The 22,683-nt window shown below is 65.6% G+C and carries 20 protein-coding genes and 2 tRNA genes; 12 read left to right on the plus strand and 10 right to left on the minus strand.

The annotated features are described in order from the left end of the window. From dnaA to gyrB, 5 genes are all read left to right on the plus strand, one after another. On the plus strand, positions 1 to 1,674 hold the full coding sequence (gene dnaA, locus B842_RS00005; RefSeq protein ID WP_040084466.1) for a chromosomal replication initiator protein DnaA: 1,674 nt from the start codon (positions 1 to 3) through the stop codon (positions 1,672 to 1,674). Between the two features lie 775 nt (positions 1,675 to 2,449). Beyond that, the gene (gene dnaN / locus B842_RS00010; RefSeq protein WP_040084468.1) at positions 2,450 to 3,637 is read left to right on the plus strand and encodes a DNA polymerase III subunit beta; all 1,188 of its coding nucleotides are present in this window, start codon (positions 2,450 to 2,452) and stop codon (positions 3,635 to 3,637) included. Positions 3,638 to 3,648: 11 nt separating this feature from the next. After that, positions 3,649 to 4,806: a DNA replication/repair protein RecF gene (gene recF / locus B842_RS00015; RefSeq protein WP_040084469.1), complete on the plus strand. Its 1,158-nt coding sequence runs from the start codon at positions 3,649 to 3,651 to the stop codon at positions 4,804 to 4,806. A gap of 31 nt (positions 4,807 to 4,837) precedes the next feature. After that, complete coding sequence (locus B842_RS00020; protein WP_052437957.1) at positions 4,838 to 5,314, plus strand: DciA family protein; 477 nt, start codon at positions 4,838 to 4,840, stop codon at positions 5,312 to 5,314. Positions 5,315 to 5,437: 123 nt separating this feature from the next. Continuing rightward, complete coding sequence (gyrB, locus tag B842_RS00025; protein ID WP_040084471.1) at positions 5,438 to 7,495, plus strand: DNA topoisomerase (ATP-hydrolyzing) subunit B; 2,058 nt, start codon at positions 5,438 to 5,440, stop codon at positions 7,493 to 7,495. A 22-nt stretch (positions 7,496 to 7,517) separates the two neighbouring features. Here the strand turns inward: gyrB and B842_RS00030 are convergent, their stop codons facing one another. From B842_RS00030 to B842_RS00060, 7 genes are all read right to left on the minus strand, one after another. Continuing rightward, entirely contained in the window at positions 7,518 to 8,153 is a 636-nt protein-coding gene (locus tag B842_RS00030) for a metallophosphoesterase family protein (protein WP_040084473.1), read from the minus strand. 4 nt (positions 8,154 to 8,157) lie between these two features. Beyond that, positions 8,158 to 8,598, minus strand: a complete 441-nt coding sequence (locus B842_RS00035; RefSeq protein ID WP_040084474.1) for a DUF6918 family protein — start codon at positions 8,596 to 8,598, stop codon at positions 8,158 to 8,160. 303 nt (positions 8,599 to 8,901) lie between these two features. After that, positions 8,902 to 9,561 carry a hypothetical protein gene (locus tag B842_RS00040; RefSeq protein ID WP_040084475.1) on the minus strand — a complete coding sequence of 220 codons (660 nt, stop codon included), beginning with the start codon at positions 9,559 to 9,561 and terminating at the stop codon, positions 8,902 to 8,904. 319 nt (positions 9,562 to 9,880) lie between these two features. After that, positions 9,881 to 10,147, minus strand: a complete 267-nt coding sequence (locus B842_RS00045) for a hypothetical protein (RefSeq protein ID WP_040084477.1) — start codon at positions 10,145 to 10,147, stop codon at positions 9,881 to 9,883. After that, positions 10,144 to 10,356 carry a CopG family transcriptional regulator gene (locus tag B842_RS00050; protein ID WP_040084478.1) on the minus strand — a complete coding sequence of 71 codons (213 nt, stop codon included), beginning with the start codon at positions 10,354 to 10,356 and terminating at the stop codon, positions 10,144 to 10,146. Before B842_RS00050 ends, B842_RS00045 begins: the two co-directional genes overlap by 4 nt. 105 nt (positions 10,357 to 10,461) lie before the next feature. After that, positions 10,462 to 11,028 (minus strand): hypothetical protein, encoded by a 567-nt coding sequence (locus tag B842_RS00055; RefSeq protein ID WP_040084480.1) that lies wholly within the window; start codon positions 11,026 to 11,028, stop codon positions 10,462 to 10,464. Positions 11,029 to 11,348: 320 nt separating this feature from the next. After that, positions 11,349 to 12,626 carry a hypothetical protein gene (locus B842_RS00060; protein WP_040084481.1) on the minus strand — a complete coding sequence of 426 codons (1,278 nt, stop codon included), beginning with the start codon at positions 12,624 to 12,626 and terminating at the stop codon, positions 11,349 to 11,351. A 299-nt stretch (positions 12,627 to 12,925) separates the two neighbouring features. On the opposite strand from B842_RS00060, the gene gyrA reads away from it, so the two are divergent. The 4 genes from gyrA (at position 12,926) to B842_RS00080 (ending at position 16,152) form a co-directional block, all read left to right on the plus strand. After that, entirely contained in the window at positions 12,926 to 15,535 is a 2,610-nt protein-coding gene (gene gyrA, locus B842_RS00065; protein WP_040087135.1) for a DNA gyrase subunit A, read from the plus strand. Between the two features lie 3 nt (positions 15,536 to 15,538). Then, positions 15,539 to 15,886, plus strand: a complete 348-nt coding sequence (locus B842_RS00070) for a DUF3566 domain-containing protein (protein ID WP_040084483.1) — start codon at positions 15,539 to 15,541, stop codon at positions 15,884 to 15,886. Positions 15,887 to 15,994: 108 nt separating this feature from the next. Beyond that, positions 15,995 to 16,071 (plus strand) — tRNA-Ile (locus B842_RS00075). An 8-nt stretch (positions 16,072 to 16,079) separates the two neighbouring features. Further along, positions 16,080 to 16,152, plus strand: a tRNA-Ala gene (locus B842_RS00080). A 124-nt stretch (positions 16,153 to 16,276) separates the two neighbouring features. On the opposite strand, the gene B842_RS00085 is transcribed toward B842_RS00080, so the two are convergent. After that, positions 16,277 to 17,467: an IS1249 family transposase gene (locus tag B842_RS00085; RefSeq protein WP_040084484.1), complete on the minus strand. Its 1,191-nt coding sequence runs from the start codon at positions 17,465 to 17,467 to the stop codon at positions 16,277 to 16,279. Positions 17,468 to 17,990: 523 nt separating this feature from the next. Between B842_RS00085 and B842_RS00090 the strand changes: the two genes are divergently transcribed. Beyond that, on the plus strand, positions 17,991 to 19,187 hold the full coding sequence (locus B842_RS00090) for an NAD(P)/FAD-dependent oxidoreductase (protein WP_040084485.1): 1,197 nt from the start codon (positions 17,991 to 17,993) through the stop codon (positions 19,185 to 19,187). Between the two features lie 43 nt (positions 19,188 to 19,230). Beyond that, on the plus strand, positions 19,231 to 20,130 hold the full coding sequence (locus tag B842_RS00095; RefSeq protein ID WP_040087136.1) for a cation diffusion facilitator family transporter: 900 nt from the start codon (positions 19,231 to 19,233) through the stop codon (positions 20,128 to 20,130). A gap of 224 nt (positions 20,131 to 20,354) precedes the next feature. Here the strand turns inward: B842_RS00095 and B842_RS00100 are convergent, their stop codons facing one another. Beyond that, a complete protein-coding gene (locus B842_RS00100) occupies positions 20,355 to 20,588 on the minus strand; it encodes a hypothetical protein (protein ID WP_156119383.1) in 234 nt (77 codons plus the stop codon). Positions 20,589 to 20,677: 89 nt separating this feature from the next. Continuing rightward, positions 20,678 to 21,373 (minus strand): hypothetical protein, encoded by a 696-nt coding sequence (locus tag B842_RS00105; protein ID WP_052437634.1) that lies wholly within the window; start codon positions 21,371 to 21,373, stop codon positions 20,678 to 20,680. Positions 21,374 to 21,666: 293 nt separating this feature from the next. Between B842_RS00105 and B842_RS00110 the strand changes: the two genes are divergently transcribed. Beyond that, a complete protein-coding gene (locus B842_RS00110; protein WP_052437635.1) occupies positions 21,667 to 22,647 on the plus strand; it encodes a methylenetetrahydrofolate reductase in 981 nt (326 codons plus the stop codon). Positions 22,648 to 22,683: the final 36 nt, after the last annotated feature.

The following is a 22,683-nucleotide window of genomic DNA, read 5'->3' on the forward strand; positions in this document are numbered from 1 at the left end:
GTGACAGATCAGCAACAGTCACTCGCCGAAGCCTGGCAGGCGATCAAGGCGGAGCTCCTCGACCAGTCGGAGCGCTCGGACTCGAGCATCCCCACCTTCACGCACCAGCAGCGGGCCTTCCTCGGCCTGGTCCAGCCGATCGTCCTCGTCGACGGATACGCCGTGCTGGCCACCCCGCACGCCATGGCCAAGCAGGTCATCGAGGACGACTTCGGGCCGCACATCGTCAAGGTGCTCACCGAACGCACCGGGCGTCCCTGCAGCCTGGCGGTCTCCATCCAGCCGGAGGCCATGCCGCCGGCCCCGGCCCCGGAGCAGCCCGCGCCGGCACAGCCCCAGCAGCACCAGCCGGTCCCGCCCGCGCAGCGTCCGCAGGGACCGATCCAGACCACGGTCCCGGGCGTGCAGGAGCGCATCCCGGACCACCACCTCGGCTGGGACACCTCGCACACCTCCGCCCCCGTGACGCCGCCCGCCCCGGCGCAGCCGGTGCCGCCGCCCCCGCCGCCTCCGCCTGTGCAGCCCGTGCAGCCGCAGTTCACGCAGGTCACGGCGCCGCACCAGCACCAGCACACCGCGCCGGTGTACCACCAGGGGCAGCGTCTGCCGCGGGAGACGCCGGCGCACGACCCGAACCGCGACAAGTCGCTCAATCCGAAGTACACGTTCGAGAACTTCGTCATCGGTTCCTCGAACCGTTTCGCCAACGGCGCGGCCGTCGCGGTCGCCGAGAACCCGGCCCGCGCCTACAACCCCCTGTTCATCTGGGGCGGCTCCGGCCTGGGTAAGACGCACCTCCTGCACGCCGCGGGCAACTACGCACAGGTCCTGCAGCCGGGTCTGCGGGTGAAGTACGTCTCGAGTGAGGAGTTCACCAACGACTACATCAACTCGGTGCGCGACGACCGGCAGGAGTCCTTCAAGCGGCGCTACCGCAACCTCGACATCCTCATGGTCGACGACATCCAGTTCCTCGAGGGCAAGGAAGGTACGCAGGAGGAGTTCTTCCACACCTTCAACGCGCTGCACCAGGCGGACAAGCAGATCATCCTGTCCTCGGACCGTCCGCCGAAGCAGCTGACCACGCTGGAGGACCGCCTGCGCACGCGTTTCGAGGGTGGGCTGATCACGGACATCCAGCCGCCGGACCTGGAGACCCGCATCGCCATCCTGGAGAAGAAGGCCCAGGCGGACGGCACGCACGTCGACCGCAGTGTGCTGGAGCTCATCGCCTCGCGTTTCGAGTCCTCGATCCGCGAGCTCGAGGGCGCGCTCATCCGCGTGTCGGCCTACTCCTCGCTCATCAACGAGCCGATCAACCAGGAGATGGCCGAGATCGCGCTGCGTGACATCCTTCCCGACGCCGCCGACGTCGAGATCACGGCCTCCACGATCATGGAGGTCACCTCCGACTACTTCGGGATCACGATGGACACCCTCACCGGCGCCGGCAAGACCCGCGCCGTCGCGCACGCCCGCCAGCTGGCGATGTACCTGTGCCGCGAGCTCACCGACCTCTCCCTGCCGAAGATCGGCCAGGAGTTCGGCGGCAAGGACCACACCACCGTCATGTACGCCGACCGCAAGATCCGCAAGGAGATGACCGAGAAGCGTGACACCTACGACGAGATCCAGCAGCTGACGCAGCTCATCAAGAACCGCGGTCGAGGTTAGACACAACTTCTCGACGTTCCGACGCCCCGCCCATCACCCGATGCGCGGGGCGTCGCTGATTCCGGGTCCCGCCCCGCCCGCCTCGCGCTACAAGTTCGGAATGACATGTTCGGGAGCTCCCGGCCACAGCCCGACGCGTTCGAGAGGAGTAGTGGTCCCGAACATGTCATTCCGGCGGTGGCCCGACCCGAATGACAAAACCCGCCACGGCCCCGAAAATGTGTCATTCGCTCCCGAGGCCCGGCCCGCCAGGCCCCTGAACAGGCACGATGCGACGCGGAAAAGTTACTCACAGGGCTATCCACACCTGTGTAATTACACTCTTGTAATTCGGAGAGATTAGTCACAGTGTGACGGCCAGCACAATAGCCCGCACCCCTGTGGACAACCGCGTTTTCGCTGTTGAGAAGCGGTGAATGGATTCGACCCTCCTGTGGATAAGTCCGGAAGGGCGGAAGTTATCCACAATTGCCCAGAGTTATCCACAAGTTATCCACAGGCAGAATCACACGGCGGATTCGGTCGACTACCTTGTGATTCGACCCTCCATCCACAGGTTGCACAGGACCTACTGCTCTTACTCTCTTTCAAACTTGTAATTTCTCAAGAAGAAAGAGGATGTGGGGAGAACGGACCGGAGCCGAGCTCCGGGAGGTGCCCGGACCCGGCTGAGACGAATTACAAGAGTTCGATCGCCGGGAACGGTCAGGTACGTTGGAGTTTGTTATTCAGGGTCCGCAGCGCCGGATCACAAGTTTTTGAGGAGCCCGAAAGCATGGAGTCACAAGCAGTGTCGTTCCGGGTGGTCAGAGATGATCTGGCCAACGCGGTGGCGTGGGTCGCCAGGAATCTGCCCACCAAGGTCACGCAGCCGGTTCTGCGAGCCATGCTCATCACTGCGGATGACAACGGTCTGGAGTTCGCCGGCTTCGACTACGAGGTGTCGACGCGGGTGAAGATCGCCGCGGAGATCGGCGACCAGGGGCGGATCGCGGTGGCGGGCAAGCTCATCTCGGAGATTGTCAGCAACCTGCCGAACAAGCCGGTCGAGCTCCGCGTCGAGGGTTCCAAGGCACTCCTGTCCTGTGGTTCCTCCCGCTTCGAGCTGCCGCTCATCCCGCTGGATGACTACCCGCAGATCCCGACGCTGCCGGAGGTCACCGGCACGATCCACCCGGCCTTGTTCTCCGAGGCGGTCACCCAGGTGGCCACCGCCGCCGGCAAGGATGACACCCTGCCGATGCTCACCGGTGTGCACATGGAGATCACCGGCAACCAGGTGAAGCTGGCCGCCACGGACCGTTTCCGTCTGGCGCTGCGCACCTTCGAGTGGGATCCGGCGTCCCCGGACGTCGAGGCGAAGCTGCTGGTCCCGGCGAAGACGCTGCTGGACAACGCCCGCACCCTCGATCAGAGCGTGAACAACCCGGTGGAGATCGCCGTCGGCACGGGTGAGCAGATCGGCGCCGCCGGCCTGTTCGGCATCCACACCGATTCCCGGGAGACGACCACCCGCATGCTCGACGCGGACTTCCCGAACATCCAGCCGCTGCTGCCGAAGACGCACACGTCGATCGCCAGCGTGGAGATCGCCCCGCTGCAGGAGGCGATCCGCCGCGTCAGCCTGGTCACCGAGCGCAACGCGCAGATCCGCATGCAGTTCACCGACGGTGAGCTCATCCTCTCGGCCGGTGGTCTGGACTCCGGCCATGCCGAGGAGCGTCTGCCCTGTGCCTTCGCGGGCAAGGATGAGCTGGTCATCGCCTTCAACCCGGGTTACCTGCGGGACGGTCTGTCCGTGATCCACACCAACCGTGTGGTCTTCGGGTTCACCGAGCCTTCGCGCCCGGCGATCCTCGTCCCGGACCCGGAGGAGCTGCCGGAGCCGGACGCGGAGGGCATCTTCCCGACCCCGGAGACGGAGTTCACCTACCTGCTCATGCCGGTGCGCCTGCCCGGATAGGTGGGTGGCTCATCTACATCAGGACGCTTGACCTGCGGGACTTCCGCAGCTGGCCGGAGCTGACGCTCGAGCTCGGACCGGGGATCACCCTGTTCGTCGGGCGCAACGGCTTCGGCAAGACGAACATCGTCGAGGCGGTCGGCTACACCGCCCACCTGGCCTCCCACCGCGTCGCCCACGACGCGCCGCTGGTGCGGCAGGGGGCGGTCAACGCCCGCATCTCGACGACCGCCGTCAACCACGGCCGCGAACTGACCACCCACCTGCTGATCAAGCCGCACGCCGCGAACCAGGCGCAGATCAACCGGACGCGGCTGAACTCCCCGCGGGAACTCCTCGGGGTGGTCCGGACCGTGTTGTTCGCGCCGGAGGACCTGGCGCTGATCAAGGGGGAGCCGGCGGAACGGCGCCGCTACCTGGACGACATCATCGCCACCCGCAGCCCGCGGCTGGCCGGGGTGAAGGCCGACTACGACAAGGTCCTGCGCCAGAGGAACGCCCTGCTCAAGTCGGCGAACGCCGCGCTGCGCCGCGGTTACCGGGACGCCGACGGGGCCGGTGCGCTGGCGACGCTCGACGTGTGGGACGGCCAGCTCGCCGCGCACGGTGCGCAGGTCATCGCGGCCCGGCTCACCCTCGTGGAGGAACTGGGGCCGCTGGTCACGGAGGCCTATGCGGGGATCGCCCCGGAGTCCCGGCCGGCGCGGGTGGAGTACCGGGGGACGGTGGCGTCGGCAAGCAATGACGTGGAGGTCCTCGAGGCGGAGATGCTCGCGGAGCTCGGCCGGGGACGGCAGCGTGAGATCGAACGCGGCATGTCGCTGGTCGGGCCGCACCGCGATGACCTGCTGCTCCACCTCGGGGATACGCCGGCGAAGGGTTTCGCCTCGCACGGGGAGACGTGGAGTTACGCGGTCGCGCTGCGGCTGGCGGAGTTCACGCTGCTGCGTCGCGACGGCTCCGACCCGGTGCTCATCCTCGACGACGTGTTCTCGGAGCTCGACGCGAAACGACGCGAGAAGCTCGTCGACCTGGCCGCGGACGCGGAGCAGGTGCTCATCACCGCGGCGGTCGACGCCGATCTGCCGCCGAACATCACGGCGGCGGCGAGGAAGTACCTGGTCACGGTGCGGGACACGGAGGAGGGCAGGATCAGTGAGCTCGAATGAGCAGGACCCGGTCCAGGCCGCCTTCGAGGCCATGCAGAAGGCCGCGAAACAGCGCGGCGCCACGCCCCTGCCGCCGCGCCGGCCGCAGAGGAAGACGACCCCGCCGCGGTTGGGGATGCCGACGGGGAAGGATGGACGCCGACGTCGGCGTCCGCTGGAGGTGGACACGTTCGGGTCGCTGCTGGGCACGGAGATCCGGCGCCGCGGGTGGGAGAAGGACATCGCGGGTGGCTGGGTGTTCGGCAACTGGGAGGAGCTGGTCGGCCCGAAGATCGCGCAGCACACCACGGTGGAGATGGTGAAGGACAGGAAACTGTTCATCACGTGTGACTCGACGGCCTGGGCGACGAACCTGCGGATGATGCAGCGGCAGATCCTCCAGGTGATCGCGGAGAAGGTCGGCCCGAACATCATCGTGGAACTGAAGATCTTCGGACCGCGGGCCCCGAGTTGGCGCAAGGGGCCGCTCCACGTCAAGGGTCGCGGTCCGCGCGACACCTACGGATAGGCACTTTCCCCCGAAAACGCGCGAGAACCGCCCTCCGACGCGCGCGACCCCTTCCCTGGTAGTGACCCCCGCAGTGTAGACTGGTGAGGTCTGATTCAATCTAGCGAGGAGATCTCGTTTCACGTGGCTAACGCTGAACACCAGTACGACGCGTCATCGATCACGATCCTCGAGGGCCTCGAAGCCGTCCGCAAGCGCCCCGGCATGTACATCGGTTCGACCGGTCCGCGCGGCCTGCACCACCTCGTGTGGGAGGTCGTGGACAACTCCGTCGATGAGGCGATGGCCGGTCACGCGACCAAGGTCGAGGTGACCCTGCTGGCCGACGGTGGCGTCCAGGTCGTCGATGACGGCCGTGGCATCCCGGTCGAGATGCACCCCTCGGGTGCCCCGACCGTCCAGGTCGTCATGACCCAGCTGCACGCCGGCGGCAAGTTCGACTCCGACTCCTACGCGGTGTCCGGTGGTCTCCACGGCGTCGGCATCTCCGTGGTCAACGCCCTGTCGACCCACCTCGAGGCCGACATCAAGCGCGACGGCAAGCACTGGATCCAGAACTTCAACAACTCCGTGCCGGAGGATCTCGTCGAGGGCGGCAACGCCCGCGGCACCGGCACGACCATCCGTTTCTGGCCGGACCCGGAGATCTTCGAGACGACCGACTTCGACTACGACACGATCTCGCGTCGTCTGCAGGAGATGGCCTTCCTCAACAAGGGCCTGACCATCACCCTCAAGGACGAGCGCGTCACCGAGGAACAGCTCGAGCTCGAGGCCATCGCGGAGGAGGGCGACACCGCCCAGCTTCTCGACGCCCCCTCCTTCGACGACACCGAGGTGGAGGAGGCCTCCGCCGGCGAGGCCCCGAAGCCGCCGAAGAAGCGTGAGAAGAAGGTCACGTACCACTACCCGGAGGGCCTGGTCGACTACGTCAACCACCTCAACAAGAGCAAGAACGTCATCCACCCGTCGATCGTCGGTTTCGACGCGAAGGGTGAGGGCCACGAGGTCGAGATCGCGATGCAGTGGAACTCCGGTTACAAGGAGTCCGTGCACACCTTCGCGAACACGATCAACACCCACGAGGGTGGTACGCACGAGGAGGGTTTCCGCTCCGCGCTGACCTCCCTGATGAACAAGTACGCCCGCGAGCACAAGCTCATCAAGGACAAGGACCCGAACCTCACCGGCGAGGACTGCCGTGAGGGCCTCGCCGCGGTCGTGTCCGTGCGTGTGGCGGACCCGCAGTTCGAGGGCCAGACCAAGACCAAGCTGGGCAACACCGAGATCCGTTCCTTCGTGCAGCGCATGGCCAACGAGCACATCGCCATGTGGCTCGACGCCAACCCGGCGGAGGCCAAGGCCATCGTCAACAAGGCGGTCGCCTCCTCGCAGGCGCGTATCGCGGCGCGTAAGGCCCGTGAGCTGGTGCGCCGTAAGTCCGCCACCGACCTCGGCGGTTTGCCGGGCAAGCTGGCCGACTGCCGTTCGAAGGATCCGGGCGTCTCCGAGCTCTACATCGTGGAGGGTGACTCGGCCGGCGGTTCCGCCAAGGCCGGCCGTGACTCGCTCTACCAGGCGATCCTTCCGCTGCGCGGCAAGATCCTCAACGTGGAGAAGGCCCGCCTCGACCGTGTGCTGAAGAACGCCGAGGTCCAGGCCATCATCACGGCGCTGGGCACGGGTATCAACGAGGAGTTCGACATCTCGAAGCTCCGCTACCACAAGATCGTGCTCATGGCCGATGCCGACGTCGACGGCCAGCACATCGCGACGCTGCTGCTCACGCTGCTGTTCCGCTTCATGCCGGACCTCATCGCCGAGGGGCACGTCTACCTGGCGAACCCGCCGCTGTACAAGCTCAAGTGGCAGGGCAAGGGCGAGCCGGGCTTCGCGTACTCCGATGAGGAGCGCGACGAGCTCCTCGCGGAGGGTCTCGCCGCCGGCCGCAAGATCAACAAGGACGACGGCATCCAGCGCTACAAGGGTCTCGGTGAGATGAACCCGAACGAGCTGTGGGAGACCACCCTCGACCCGGCGCAGCGTATCCTGCGCCGCGTCGAGCTGGATGACGCACAGCGCGCCGATGAGCTGTTCTCCATCCTCATGGGCGATGATGTCGCGGCCCGCCGCTCCTTCATCACCCGCAAGGCGAAGGACGTCCGCTTCCTCGACGTCTAGGTAGCCCGGGCCCCTCAGGGGCTCAGGGCAGCGCGGCGACCTCGATCTCGAGCATCTGGCCCATCCCGATCCACCCGATCCACGGTTCCTCGTGGAGGACGACGGGGGAGTGCACGTGCCCCATGAGGCACGCCTCGTAGCCGCGGGAGAGGAGGTGCTCGGTGGTGGTCGGCAGGCAGGGGTTCTTGGTGTAGCGTCCCTCCACCTCGGAGTGGAGGATGCCGACGTGCCCGGGTTCCTCCACGCGCGGCAGATGCTTCACGACGTCCCGCGGGTCCGGGTCCTGCGTCACGTTCACCGCGTGGAACACCAGCGGCAGGTCGGGGACGCGGATCTCGGCGACGGCGTCGTCGGTGGGGCGGTGGACGCCGCTGATCTCCGGGAAGAGCGGGATCATGCCGGAGCCGACGTCGTGGTTGCCCCACACGTGAACCAGGGGGCGTTCCAGTTCTTCGGTGACCAGGCGGAACAGGTCGACTGCGTCGGCGAGGTCCTTCCCGGTGGCCTTTTTCTTGTCCAGCAGGTCGCCTGTGAAGACGATGGCGTCGGCGCCGTTGCGGGTGGCGTCGATAAGCGCCTCCCGCGCCCACCGGGCACCCGGCGCCTTGCTGCGACCCAGATGCAGATCGCCGAAGGCGGCGAGCCGTACCGTGCTCATGGACCTAGGACATGTGCTTCTGCAGGATCCTGCCGAGCTCCGGGATCTCCGGCTCGATGACCTTCGCGGCCTTGCCGCGCAGGCCGTTGTAGGCCTTCGCCAGGGGCGCCACGGTGATGGACTCCGCGTTGCGGTCCGCGATGGACATGAGCGAGTCCACGACCTGGGCGCTGCGGCCGGCGAGGAAGGCACCGAAGTCGGTGGACTCCTCGGCACGGAAGGCCTGCCAGTGGGGCTGGAGGTCGCCGAGAACGTCCGGGAGCATGCGGTTGACGCCCTTGGACACGATGTTCGCGTCGACCTTCTTCGCCGCGGCCACGGCAGCCTTGATGGCGGTGCCGGTGAGTCCGGACTGCTTCGCGACGGTCGCGTCAGCGAAAGCAGTCAGGTCCGCGACCACGGTGTCGCGCTTGTCGGCGGTCAGGAGCTGGGAGAGATCAGTCATGCGGACCAGCCTATCGCGGGAGATGGGTGGGTGTGGGACGAAAGGAAACGGCGATCACCATGGTGACGCGCATCCGGTGGGCCGGGTGACGCGCAACGACGATGATCGCCTGCAGTTGCAGCTCTTCCGCCACAGCCAGAACGCCTCATTGGTTACTTCTGTTGACTGCAGCCACAACGGTTACCGATATTACACGTCCTGGAAGAATCATGCGGACAAATCCCCCGGAACGACGACACCGCCCTGACCGGGAGGGTCAGGGCGGTTGGCTGAGGATCAGGGGATGCTCGCGAGAGCCTCCATCTACTGCTGTGCGGCTGCCTTCGGGTCCTGGCCGCCAACCGGGCCGGTGGCCGGCTTCTGGGCGTCAGCCTTGGCATCCTGGCCAGCGACCGGGCCGGTGGTAGGACCCTCGGAGTCATCACCGGTAACCGGTGCGGACTCGTCAGAGGAGGCGGAGGAGTTGGCGCCGGAGCTCAGGAGACCAGCGGCACCGAGAGCGGACAGGCCGAGCAGCGCTGCGCCACCGACGGAGGAGCCGTCCTTGTCATCGCCGTTGTCGCCACCGTTGCCGTTGTCGCCACCGTTGCCGTTGCCCGGATCGATGTAGGAGCCCGCCGAGCACTCAGCTCCGACAGTCTTGTAAGAAACACCGTCGACCACCGAATCGACGGTGCCGTGGGTGATCTGAGCAAAGTTGTAGTTCGTGTAGACGTTGCCGTTCTTGGTGAAGCAGTTCGGGTACTCCTTGGGCTTCTGGGTACCACCCGGAACGGCGATCAGCTCAACACCGTTCGGCAGGAAAACGGTCTGAGAGCCCTGGTTCGTGTCAACCGTCACGAGCGTGCCGTAAACACCGGCGTCGTTCTGGACGAGAGTCTGGGCAGAGGCCTGCGGGGCAATGATTGCCGAGGCAGCGAGAGCGGTGCCAGCGATGGCCGCGGCAATGCGCTTGTTGAACATTAGAAATCCGTTGACAGATGGGAATGTGTCGAACTGATCGCCGGGGAATTGGTCCATTGGCAGCGACCACGCTCGGAGTCCAGTGGGGACCACTGGCAGCCGATTGCTACGGAAATGTTAGTCACTGGGGAGAATGGTCTCTCAACCTAAATGCGTGAACTGGGAATCAAACAAATGGATGCGACCTTAGGTGGCCCCTTTTGGGGGGTCGTGGCATCACGATTTGGCGATTATGCTGCGAATTCTCTGTGAACGATCAACAAAATGTTACTGGAGAGACAGAATTGCAGCCTTGAGATTTGACGTCGGCGGCGGTGTTTCACTGGGGGAGTCGTTGATACACCGCCCGGCAGACCTCTCCGAACTCCCGGTTGAAATCGCTGAGCGGTTCCAGGCGGGCGATCGTGTCCGCGAGGGCGTCACCGGCGGCGGCCGGGTGGGCGTGGACGGGGATGCCGTCGATACGCGCTCCCGCAACGGCGGCGGAGGCGACGAGTGCCCCGAAGTCGCGCACCGTGACGCGGTGGGCCTCGCAGAACTGGTCCGCGATGAGCAGGAGCTGCTCGGGCGTGAGCGAGGGGATCATCGGCGGGTCCGTCGGATCCGTGACTCCAGGGCGGCGTGACCGGGGAGGACGTCGCGGGCGAGTTGGGCGACGGTGGCGTCGTTAAGCAGGCGATTCGCGGCGGAGACGATGGCACGGACGGCCGCTTCGTGCTTGCTGGAACCCTGTGCCTCGGCGAGGAGGGTGAGGGCGCGGTCCTGTTCCGGGGTGAGACGCAGAGTCATGGCCATGCCTCCTTGATACCAGGGTGGTGGCAACCCGATGCACGTGCGGGTGATGGCCGGAAACAACGACGCCGCCCCTGCGGAGAGGGGCGGCGTCACAGTCAGGGAAGGCTAGCGCAGCGAGGAACCTGCGAAGATTCGCGGCAGGTCGGAGGAGCCGCGCAGGTCAGCGATGCTGCTCGACTTGTCCTTCTCGTCCTTCTTGTCCTTCTCGTCCTTCTTGTCCTTCTCGTCCTTCTTGTCCTCGGTGTCCACCGGATCGGTGTCCTCGACATCCTCGGTGTCCTCGTCCTCGACGACCGGGGTATCGACCGGCGGGGTGGAGTTGTCGACGACGGTGACCGGGACGCCGCCGTAGCGCAGGGACTCCTCGTCGGCGTCGATGTTGCCGCAGGCGACGTTGACGAGGTACTCGTCCTGCTGCGGGTCAACGACCTTCACCGTCACGGCACCGGTGGCCTCGTCCACGGTGACATCCAGTCCGTCGTTGGTGCCCCACTCCAGGAAGACCGCGCAGTGGGCCGGGGTGGTGAGGGGAGAGACGGTCACGCTCTCGCCGACGGCCAGCTCCTGTGCCTCGTAGGTGAGCACGGTGGCGGCGAGGGCCGGCTGGGCCAGAACTGCGGAACCGAGAAGCGCTGCGGCGCCGAGCAGTGCGGAGGAACGCTGGAATGCCAAGATTTTTCTCCTGTTCGGGGATGCCCGCTGATGGGACATTGTCATCGTATGACCAATAAATACACTATTGTATGAATTTTCTTTTCAAGAATAACAGCGCTGGTCACCCTCGTCATGGGTACCCCGAACAGAGTGGGTCCCGCTCCTGGCAGGTGAGAAACCGCGGAGGCTTTGTTGACAATCTGCGGTACCGGACCGGTGCAGGGATCCTCATGCCGGGTCTGACGGTTCTACTGATTGCAGGGGCCTGAAAAAGGGGCAGGGCCACCCCGCGCAGTGCGGGGTGGCCCTGGTGTTTCTGTGCTGTCAGTCAGCAGGTCCTACTTGGAGGACAGGCCCTTGAAGGAGTCCCGGAAGTTGGAGGAAGCCTTGGAGGAGGCGTTCTCCTTCGGCTCGTCCTTGTCCTCGTCCTCGTCCGTCTCCGCCTTGACGGTGACCTTGAAGGAGCCCTTCTTGGCCTCGTCGTCGCCGTCAACCTTGTAGGTGAAGTCGACAGTGTACTCGCCCGGCTTCACGTCACCAGCGATGACGGTCAGCTTGTCGCCCTCGCGCTTGACCTCGAGGCCGTGGGTCTCGGTGAACTGCAGCTCGGTGACGCCATCAGCGAGGGTCAGGTCGACGGTCTTGGAATCGCCCTCGATGACGGTGACATCGTCGATGGTCTGGGTGACCTCGTTCTCGTCGTCCTCGTCAGCCTTCTTCTCGACGGTGACCTTGAAGGTGCCGTTCTTGTCCTCGCCGTCAGCCTTGTAGGTGAACTTGACCTCGTAATCGTTGGCGGCAACCGTGCCAGCGTTGACGGTCAGCTTGTCATTCTCGTGGGTGATCTCGAGGCCGTGGGTCTCGGTGAACTTCAGCTCGGAGACGCCAGGAGTGAGGGTCAGGTCACGGGAGACATCGCCACCCTCGGTCACGGTGACGTCGTTGATGGTCTGGACGACCTGGGCCACGACAGTGACCTGGAAGGAGCCCTCCTGCTCCTCGTTGGTGCCCTCAGCCTTGTAGGTGAAGGGGACCGTGTAGGTCTTGACCTCTGCGTCGGTGGCGTCGATGTCGATGGTCTCGCCGTTGTCGCGGACGGTGACTCCCAGGCCCTCCGGTGCGTTGAGAGTCAGCTCGGTGGCACCATCCTCAACGTCGGCCTCGACCGTCGCGGTCTTGCCCGTGGTGACGGTGACGTCACCGACGGTGATGGTGGCGCAGTCGAACTTCTCTTCCTTGTCAACGGTCTTGTCCTCGAGGGTGACCGTCAGGGTCCGCGTCGCGGTGGTACCGAAGAGCGACGTCAAGGTGACGGTGTAGTCACCGGCTGCGATGTCCTCCGGGACGGTGAACTGGAGAACCCGGGCGTTTCCGTTGACCAGCTCAGCGTCAGGAATGCCTGCCACATCCGCGGACCGCACCTGGATATAGGAACCAAACAAGCCGCGGAAAGGGTTCTCGACCGTTCCGGCCTTGGCGACCTGGATGGTCTCCTGCACGGTCCTGACGCACTGGGTGGGCTCGGCGGCCTCCTGGGCCATTGCCGGCTGGACGAAGGTGAGGGAGCCGATGAGTGCGGAACCTGCGAGCAGTGCTGCGTATCGCTTGAAAGCCATGTGGTGTCCTTCCGGCCGCAGACCGCGACCTGACAGTGGGGGAGGCAAAAAGAAACTCGTTTCGGGATTTATATGTCTCGAAACGCTTGCGCCCCAAGGTAACAAGCTGGCTTGCATGCGGCAACAATTATTACGGAAAGTGAACCTTTTTGGGGGAGGGTGGAGGGCTGGGAGGGGCGTCGATAAGCGATGTAGTGATACCACTCTGATACCGAATGTGGGGTATCGGCGCCGCACGCGGCCCCACAGCCCGTAACAGGTAGGATTGAGGGGTCTACACCCCCTACAGATAGGTGATCATGAGCGACGACACCACCACCGGTGGAGGAGACCTCTTCGACCGCATCCACCCCATTGACATCAATGAGGAGATGCAGACCAGCTACATCGACTACGCGATGTCCGTCATCGTCGGTCGTGCGCTGCCCGAGGTCCGCGACGGCATGAAGCCGGTCCACCGCCGCATCATGTACGCGATGTTCGACTCCGGCTACCGCCCGGAGCGCGGCTACGTGAAGTCCGCCCGCCCCGTCTCCGACACGATGGGCCAGTTCCACCCGCACGGCGACGTGGCCATCTACGACACCCTCGTGCGCCTCGCGCAGCCGTGGAGCATGCGGTACCCGCTGGTCGACGGCCAGGGCAACTTCGGCTCCCGCGGCAACGACGGCCCGGCCGCCATGCGTTACACCGAGTGCAAGATGACCCCGCTGGCCATGGAGATGGTCCGCGACATCCGCGAGAACACCGTCGACTTCTCCCCGAACTACGACGGCAAGACCCGCGAGCCGGACGTCCTGCCGGCGCGCGTGCCCAACCTCCTGATGAACGGTTCCGGCGGCATCGCCGTCGGCATGGCGACGAACATCCCGCCGCACAACCTCAACGAGCTCGCCGACGCCATCTACTGGCTCCTCGAGAACCCCGAGGCGGAGGAGAAGGAGGCCCTCGAGGCCTGCATGAAGTTCGTCAAGGGCCCCGACTTCCCGACGTCCGGCCTCATCGTCGGCGACCAGGGCATCAAGGACGCCTACACCACCGGCCGCGGCTCCATCCGCATGCGCGGCGTGACGTCGATCGAGGAGGTCGGCAACCGCCAGACCATCGTCATCACGGAACTGCCGTACCAGGTCAACCCGGACAACCTCGTCGCCAACATCGCCGAGCAGGTGTCCAGCGGCAAGCTCGCCGGCATCTCCAAGATCGACGACGAGTCCTCCGACCGCGTCGGCCTGCGCATCGTCATCACGCTCAAGCGTGACGCCGTCCCGCGCGTCGTGCTCAACAACCTGTACAAGCACTCCCAGCTGCAGTCGAACTTCGGCGCCAACATGCTGTCCATCGTCGACGGCGTCCCGCGCACCCTGCGTCTCGACCAGATGCTGCGCTACTACGTCGCCCACCAGATCGACGTCATCATCCGCCGCACCCAGTTCCGTCTCGACGAGGCCGAGGAGCGCGCCCACATCCTCCGCGGCCTGGTCAAGGCCCTCGACATGCTCGATGAGGTCATCGCCCTCATCCGCCGTTCCCCCACCGTCGACGAGGCACGTTCCGGCCTCATGGCGCTTCTCGACGTCGACGAGACCCAGGCAGACGCCATCCTCGCGATGCAGCTGCGCCGCCTCGCCGCCCTCGAACGCCAGAAGATCGTCGACGAGCTCGCCGAGATCGAGATCGAGATCGCCGACTACAAGGACATCCTGGCCAAGCCCGAGCGCCAGCGCGCCATCGTGCGTGAGGAGCTCGAGGAGATCGTCAAGAAGTACGGTGACGAGCGCCGCACCCGGATCATCGCCGCCACCGGCGACGTCTCCGAGGAGGACCTCATCGCCCGCGAGAACGTCGTGGTCACCATCACCTCCACCGGCTACGCCAAGCGCACCAAGGTCGACGCCTACAAGTCGCAGAAGCGCGGCGGCAAGGGTGTCCGGGGCGCGGAGCTGAAGCAGGACGACGTCGTCAAGCACTTCTTCGTGTCCTCCACCCACGACTGGATCCTCTTCTTCACCAACTTCGGCCGCGTCTACCGCCTCAAGGCCTACGAACTGCCCGAGGCCTCCCGCACCGCCCGCGGCCAGCACGTGGCCAACCTCCTGGAGTTCCAGCCGGAGGAGCGCATCGCCCAGGTCATCCAGATCCAGACCTACGAGGACGCCCCCTACCTCGTCCTCGCCACCGCCCAGGGCCGCGTGAAGAAGTCCCGCCTCACCGACTACGAGTCCGCCCGCTCCGCCGGCCTCATCGCCATCAACCTCAACGAAGGCGACCGCCTCATCGGCGCGGCACTCTGCTCCGAGGACGACGACCTCCTCCTCGTCTCCCAGTACGGACAGTCCATCCGCTTCACCGCCGACGACGACCAGCTCCGCCCCATGGGCCGCGCCACCGCCGGCGTCAAGGGCATGCGCTTCCGTGACGACGACCAGCTCCTCGCCATGTCCGTCGTCCACGACGGCGACTACCTGCTCGTCGCCACCAGCGGCGGCTACGGCAAGCGCACCCCCATGTCCGACTACAACTCCCAGGGCCGCGGCGGCCTCGGCGTGGTCACCTTCAAGTACACCCCGAAGCGCGGCCACCTCATCGGCGCCCTCGCCGTCGACGAGGACGACGAGATCTTCGCCATCACCTCCGCCGGCGGCGTCATCCGCACCGAGGTCAACCAGATCCGACCCTCCTCCCGCGCCACCATGGGTGTCCGCCTGGTCAACCTGCCCGACGGCGTCGAACTGCTCGCCATCGACAAGAACGTCGAGGAAGAGGGCGAGGAGGAGGCCGAGGCAGTCGCCAAGGGCAACGTCACCGGCCCCACCGAACGTGCCCAGCAGAAGGCCGCGGAAGCCGGGTCGGCTGATGATGCCGACGGTGCCGACGGTGCCGGGGACGACGAGGACAACGAGGAGTAGGCCATGGCCAGCCGCACCATCGCCGTCACGCGCATCTCGCCCCTGTCCGCCTTCCGGGTGGGACTGGCCATGTCACTGGTCGGACTCATCGCCTGGCTCATCGCCGTCGCCCTGCTCTACGTGGGCATGGGCTCCGCCGGCATCTGGAACCAGGTCAACTCCCTCCTCGGCGACATCGGCGAGGACCGCGCCGTCACCTTCGGACTCGTCATGTCCGCGGCCGCGCTCCTCGGCGCCATCAGCGTCATCCTCACCACGGTGCTCGCGCCGCTGGCCGCCGTCGTCTACAACGCCATCGTCGACCTCTTCGGTGGCCTGCAGATCGGCGTCCAGGAGGAAGCCACCCAGTAACGCACTCAACAGTGCCTGAAACAGTCGCCTGGACAGTCGGATTTATGCCGTCTGACCAGGCGATTTGGCATAGTGGCATAACACTGGCTAATGTTATCAACGTTCCAAGGGCCTATAGCTCAGTCGGTTAGAGCGCATCGCTGATAACGATGAGGTCGCAAGTTCGATTCTTGCTAGGCCCACCAGGAACAATGGGGCATTAGCTCAATTGGTAGAGCATCTGCTTTGCAAGCAGAAGGTCAGGAGTTCGATTCTCCTATGCTCCACAAGGTGGAAAACCGCAGGTCGCACATGACCTGCGGTTTTTCTTGTTTGGGCTGGTAGCAGTCCGGGTTAAGCACCAAAAAGTGTGTCTGGCCCGGGCGTGTCGTCTGGGCCAGACGAGGCGGGTCAGCGGCCTATCCATCCTTGCTGGATGCCCATGGAGTGCTGGTAGCTGGAATCAATCGCAGTGTCGTAGCCTGCAGGGGCACCGATTCCGTTTATGTCGGGGCGGGTGTTTTCGTGGTTGACCAAGTCCTGCGCCGTGGAAAGTGCGACTTGGCCCCAGGACTGACTCCTGGCGATCGCTACTGGATCGTCAGGAGTTTGTGTCTTCAGGTACAGCCACCAGTCAATGACGGTGCGTTGATGGGGACGCGACAGTCCGCGGTGGCGACGGGCGAGCTCTTTGACCGGTGCGTTGAACCCGCCCTCCAGGACGTTGGTGGTCGGGGCGAACCTGTCCGGGTCCACGGCCCCGGCAGGTGGTTGGAGGTAGTTGAACAGCAGTTTCCGCCGGTACAACGACAGCAGCGAATGATAGGCGGCACGGACCCGTGGATGGGTGAACACCTGCTTGTACTGACGGGTCACCGGGTCCTGGACGGTGGTCTTCTGGTTGAGCCAGTCCTGGTAGACGGCACCGAACTGCTGGAGGTGCGCGGTCCATTCGGCGGCCTGGTCCAGGGTGGTGATCCGGGTCAGCTGCAGGGCCAGACGGTAGATGGTTTTCCCTGCGTCGGTGCGTGGCCGGCTGGTGGTGTGGCGGCGGACAACTCGTTGGGCGTGGACCAGACACCGTTGGATGATTGTGGTCGGCCATGTGGAGGTGATCGCGGAGGCGGCGCCTTGGCCACCATCGATGACAGCCATCAATGGTGCGGGGATCGGGCTGATCAGTTCCCGGTAGGCGGCGGTGGTTTCTGTGCGTGCCCAGGTCCAGTTGATGATGTGGGTGCGGCTGGCGGCGATGAGCAGGCAGCCGCTGGCCAGGAAGGTGGCATCGAGGAAGATCTGGTCGTGGATGCGGTGCGGGTCGACTGCTGAGGGTGGGATGATCCACCAGCACCAGGACATCCGACGGCTGAGGGTGTTGCGGTGGCGGCCGTGGTGTTCGGCCAGGGCCGTCAGGGATTGTGTGCCGGTGACCCAGGTGATGAAGGTCCGCATGGTGGCGGCGTGGGGGTGGTCGTGCTGGGTGGTGCGGACAAAGGAGTGTCCGCAGTCGGTGCAGCGCCAGCGGGTGGTGCCTTTGCTGGTGGTGCCGTTTTTCTTGGTGGTGTGGCTGCATACGGGGCAGCGGGGTCGGTTTGTGGTCACCGCTTACAGCCAATCGAGCGGGCCTAGCAGAAGGCGGCACCGGGGTGGGTTAACGTGCGGGAAATAGCTGTTCGGGAGCTATTAAACCCCGGTTTAGTGGCACTGTGCTGGGGCTACGCAGAGTCACGGACACACTTTTTAGTGCTTAACCCAGCAGTCCTGTCCTGCTCTTATCCGTGAGGTGCCGAGAGGGCATCAGGTGGGTCCTGTGCGGGAAAGTTACGGGACAACTCCTGCCGTACACGCGGCGGGTTGTCCGGGGGCGGGCTGGGCAGGTTCGAGAGGACATGGTCGAGAGGGGAGTGGTCTCGACCTTGGTGGGCCCGGGGCGGGGTCGTCTCGACGATGTGGTCTCGACGTTGTGTCAGGGGACGAGGCGGCGGCGTCGAGAAGCAATCTGTAACTGGAATCACAAACTGCCAATCCTGCGATGGCCGTCACTGCTAAGGTGAATAAAAAACGAGTCGACTCATCTCTTCGGTCACTCATCAACCACCTGAGATCAGCACTGACGGAGGACATCATGGCCATCCACCACCGGATCGTCATCATCGGCGGCGGCAACGCCGGCATCAGCGTCGCAGCACGGCTGCGCATCAAGGGGCAGGACGACATCGCCGTCATCGAGCCCAGCGACAAGCACTACTACCAGCCGCTCTGGACCATGATCGGCGGCGGTCAGGGCAACATCAAGAGCACCGAGCGCCCGCAGGCAAGTGTCATGCCGCAGGGCGTGGCGTGGATCAAGGGCGCCGCGGAGGGCGTGGACCCGGAGAAGAACGAGGTGCGCCTCAGCGACGGCACCGTGGTGTCCTACGACTACCTCGTGGTGTGCCCGGGCATCCAGCTGGACTGGGACAAGACGCCGGGACTGCCGGAAGCGCTGAAAACGCCGAATGTGTCCAGCAACTACCGTTTCGATCTCGCCCCGAAGACCTGGCAGATGATCAAGCACATGAAGCAGGGCACGGCCGTGTTCACCATGCCGACCGACCCGATCAAGTGCGGCGGCGCCCCGCAGAAGATCGCCTACCTGGCGGCGGACCACTGGCGGAAGGAGGGCGTGCTCGATGACATCCACGTGATCCTCGTGCTGCCGTCACCGGGCATGTTCGGTGTGAAAGTGTTCTCGGATGAGCTGGAGAAGGTGGCCGCGAAGTACGGCATCGACGTGCGTTTCAACTCCGAGCTCACGGAGGTGGACGGCGCGACGCAGACGGCGACCATCCGCGACAACTCCAGCGGCGAGTCGGAGGACATCCACTACGACATCATGCACGTGGTGCCGAAGCAGTCCGCGCCGGACTGGGTGAAGAACAGCCCGCTGGCCGACCCGGACAACCCGCTGGGGTACGTCAAGGTGGACAAGCACACGCTGCAGCACACGGAGTACCCGAACGTGTTCTCGCTGGGTGACGCCTCGAGTGCGCCGAACTCGAAGACGGGTGCGGCGATCCGTAAGCAGGCGCCGGTGCTGGTGAAGAACCTGCTGGCGGCGATGGAGGGCCGCGCGCTGTCCCCGACGTACGAGGGCTACGCCTCGTGTCCGCTGGTCACGTCGCAGCGTTCGGTGCTGCTGGCGGAGTTCAACTACAAGATGGAGCCGACGCCGTCGATCCCGGTGATCGACACGACGAAGCCGCGTTTCGACATGTGGGTGCTCAAGCGTTACGGACTGCCGTTCATGTACTGGAACCTCATTCTCAAGGGTCGCGCCTGACGGCGACGTTTTCAATAAGGTTTCAATAAGTTAGTCTGTGGTCATGGCACACGATCATGACCACGGACACGCGCCCCTGCGCGCACTCGGCGTCGCGGCCGCCATCACCGGCACCATCTTCACCGCCGAACTCGTCGGCGGCCTCGTCTCCGGCTCCCTCGCGCTGCTCTCGGACGCCATGCACATGCTTTCCGACGCCGCCGGCCTCCTCATCGCCCTCCTCGCGGCGCTGGTGGGGAAGAGGGCGGCGTCGGCAAGCGCGACGTTCGGGTACCGCCGCGTCGAGGTCCTCGCGGCGCTGTTCAACGCCGTCGCTGTGACGGGCGTGGTGGTGTGGATCCTCGTGCAGGCGATCGGGCGCCTCGGCGGGCACCACGACATCGACACCACGATGATGCTCGGCGTCGCCGTCGTGGGTCTGGTGGCCAACGCGGCCTCGGCGTGGGTGCTCTCGCGCCACGGAGGGGACGACCTCAACGTCCGCGGTGCCCTGCTCCACGTCCTGGCGGACCTGCTCGGTTCGGTGGCGGTCATCATCGCCGGCCTGGTCATCCGGTGGACCGGCTGGGCACCGGCGGACACGATCGCCTCCCTGGCCATCGTCGCCTTCGTCCTGCCGCGCTCACTCGGCCTGCTGTGGCAGACACTGGGGGTGCTCATGGAGAGGGCGCCGCGGGGCGTCGATACGCGGGAGGTGGAACGGGTGCTCGCCGGGCTGCCGGGGGTCACCGACGTCCACGACCTGCACGTGTGGTCCATGGACGGCGTCACGCCGCTGGCCACGGCCCATCTCGTCGTCGACGAAGCGTGCGTGCCGGCAGGGGAGTGCGGGGTGCTCGGGGCGGCCCAGGCGGCGCTGCGGGAACTGCACATCGAGCACTCGACGATCCAGCTCGAGCACCCGGGGCACGTCGAGCACGAGGCGGTGTGCCGGGGTCAGTAGTGGGAGAAGGCCACTTCGGCGATCCCGTACTCAACGACCGCGTAATCCCCGGTCTCAGTGGCGGTGAACTGCAGGCCCCGACCATGCTCGCGATCCACCGCCAACAACCCCGGGACCTTGTCGAGAGCGTCAGCGATGCGCGCCGTCATCTCCGGTGACAGACGAGGAGGATCTCCCCTCACCCGGAATCTCGACGACCGTCTCGAAGTCCTGGAACTCGAAGCTCACATCTCCTCGATGTCGTACCGCGAGATCTCCGCGGCGGGGACGGTGTGCGCGTCACCCTGCAGGTCCACGCACTCGAAGGCGGCCTCCGGGTCCTCGGACTCGAGGACCGCGCGGAGACGCTCGACGTTGTCGACCTCCGGCAGGTCGTTCTCGTCCTTCTCCTCCGAGTGGGCGGGGAACCTGAGGGTCAGGTCGTTGATGGTCGTCACGGTGAGCACGTTCATTCGCATGTGCCTGAGGCTACCTGTGTCCTACCTCACACGCAGAACGCCCCCGCCCCCGGGGCAGGGGGCGAGGGTGTTGAGGCGAGAGGAGTGGACTACTTTTTCTTGGGGCCGGCCTCGGCGTCCGGGTCGGTGACGTCGTCGACGGACTCCACCTCGGCGGCGTCGGCGTCGGCGGTATCGGCCGTGTCGGTAGTGGAGAGATCCTCCACGATCTCGAACTCACCGGCCTCGTCCTCGGCGGCGGTGCGGTGCTTCTCCAGCTGCTCGTCGAGGGCGGAGAGCAGCTCCTCGTCGCGCTCCTCCGGGACGCCCTCCTCGGGGGTCTCGGTGGAGTAGACCAGCTTCGACTCGGCCGGGGCCTCGCCGCCGGAGAAGTCCTCCACACGCGGCGGGGTGTCGCCCGGGGCGTCCTCGCGGCGGGTGAACCAGTAGACGGCGCCGCCGATCGCGGAGACGAGCAGCGCGGCGAGGCCGACCATCGTCCAGTTGCGGCGGCACTGCGCCTTGCGGGCGCGCTTCCTGGCCGGGGTGTTGTCGGCGACCTTGGCCAGGCGGGCCTTGGCGGCGTCGAGACGCAGGTGGGCCGCCTGGGTGACGTTGCCTGCCTCACGGCGGCCCTCGTCGATGAGCGACTCGCCGCGGGCCCGCAGCTCGTCGAGGTCGACGCGGTTGGCGGCGTCGGAAAGCAGGTCGTAGGCCTCGCGGACCTTCTGCTCGTTGTACTCCTTCACGCGGCCGCGGACGGCGGTGAATGCGTCCAGCATCATCTTGATCGTTGCGGGGTTCACGGTGTGCTCCTTGTTCAGTGGGTCATTCTCCCTCCCAGACTAGCGGCGAAGCCTCGATCAGGGCGGGTTTCCGGATGTGTGGAACCTGGGGAAATGAAACTGAACCGCTTGGTCCATTTTTGTCCGAAAATCGGCCCTCGGGGGTGAATTATATTCATGCTAGGGTGGGGTTATCGCCGCAGGTCACGCGGCAAACCGGAAATAGCACCTTTAGGAAAATTACCCGCCGCAAACCGTTGGCTTGCTACATTCACAGCCACTTGCCCAACGGGATGTCTGAAGGAGGAAAACACATGAACGCAAACGCGCCGCAGTACAGCGCCAAGCGTCGATTCTCCGCCTCCGCCCCGTTGGACACCTTCGATCCCGAGGAATGGCGCCAGGCCCCCGTGCCGGAGCGCACCTCCCTCTCCTTCGAGGTCATGCCCCCGCGCCACGACGCGGACGAGGCCAAGATCGACGAACTGCTGGACACGCTGCAGTCCTACAACCCGGACTACATCTCCGTCACCAGCTCCCGGAACTCCGGCTGGCTCGAGGGCACCGCGAAGTTCATCGCGAAGATCAGCGCCCAGACCCGCATCCCGACGGTCGCCCACCTGGCCTGCACCGCCGGCACCCGCGAGGAGCTCATCGGCTGGATCAACCGGCTCATGGACTCCGGCGTCCGCGGCCTGCTCGCCCTCCGCGGCGACCTCGCAGAAGGACAGACCGGTATGCCTGAGGGTTACCTCAAGCACGCGACCGACCTCATCAACCTCATCCAGGAGATCGAGGAGGAGCAGGTCGCCCGCTTCGGCGCCGGCCGCCTCGCCATCGGCGTCGCCGCCTACCCCAGCGGCCACGAGGAGTCGACCAGCCGCGACGAGGACATCGACGTCCTCCTGGCCAAGCAGCGCCTGGGCGCCGACTTCGCCATCACCCAGCTCTTCTTCGACGCCGAGGACTACCTCCGCTTCCTGGAGCGCGCCCGCCTGGCAGGCGTCCGCATCCCGCTCATCCCCGGCATCATGCCGATGACGAGCGTCGCGAGACTACGTCGAATGGGACAGCTCTCCGGCCTTACCGTCCCCGACCGGCTGATCAGCCGACTGGAGGCGGCAGGCCCGGAGAGCGAGTACCAGACGGGCCTCGACCTCACGGCCGAGCTCGCGCAGACCATCCTGGACGCCGGTGCCGGGGGGATGCACGTGTACACGTTCAACCGGCCGGACACCACCACCGAACTGCTGGACCGCATCGGCATCACCCCCGACCCTCGGGTTAGGGAGTGAGGCGGGAGACCGCCGCCGCTGCATCTCATGTTGATA

The organism is Corynebacterium humireducens NBRC 106098 = DSM 45392 (assembly GCF_000819445.1).
Classification (GTDB): Bacteria; Actinomycetota; Actinomycetes; order Mycobacteriales; family Mycobacteriaceae; genus Corynebacterium; species Corynebacterium humireducens.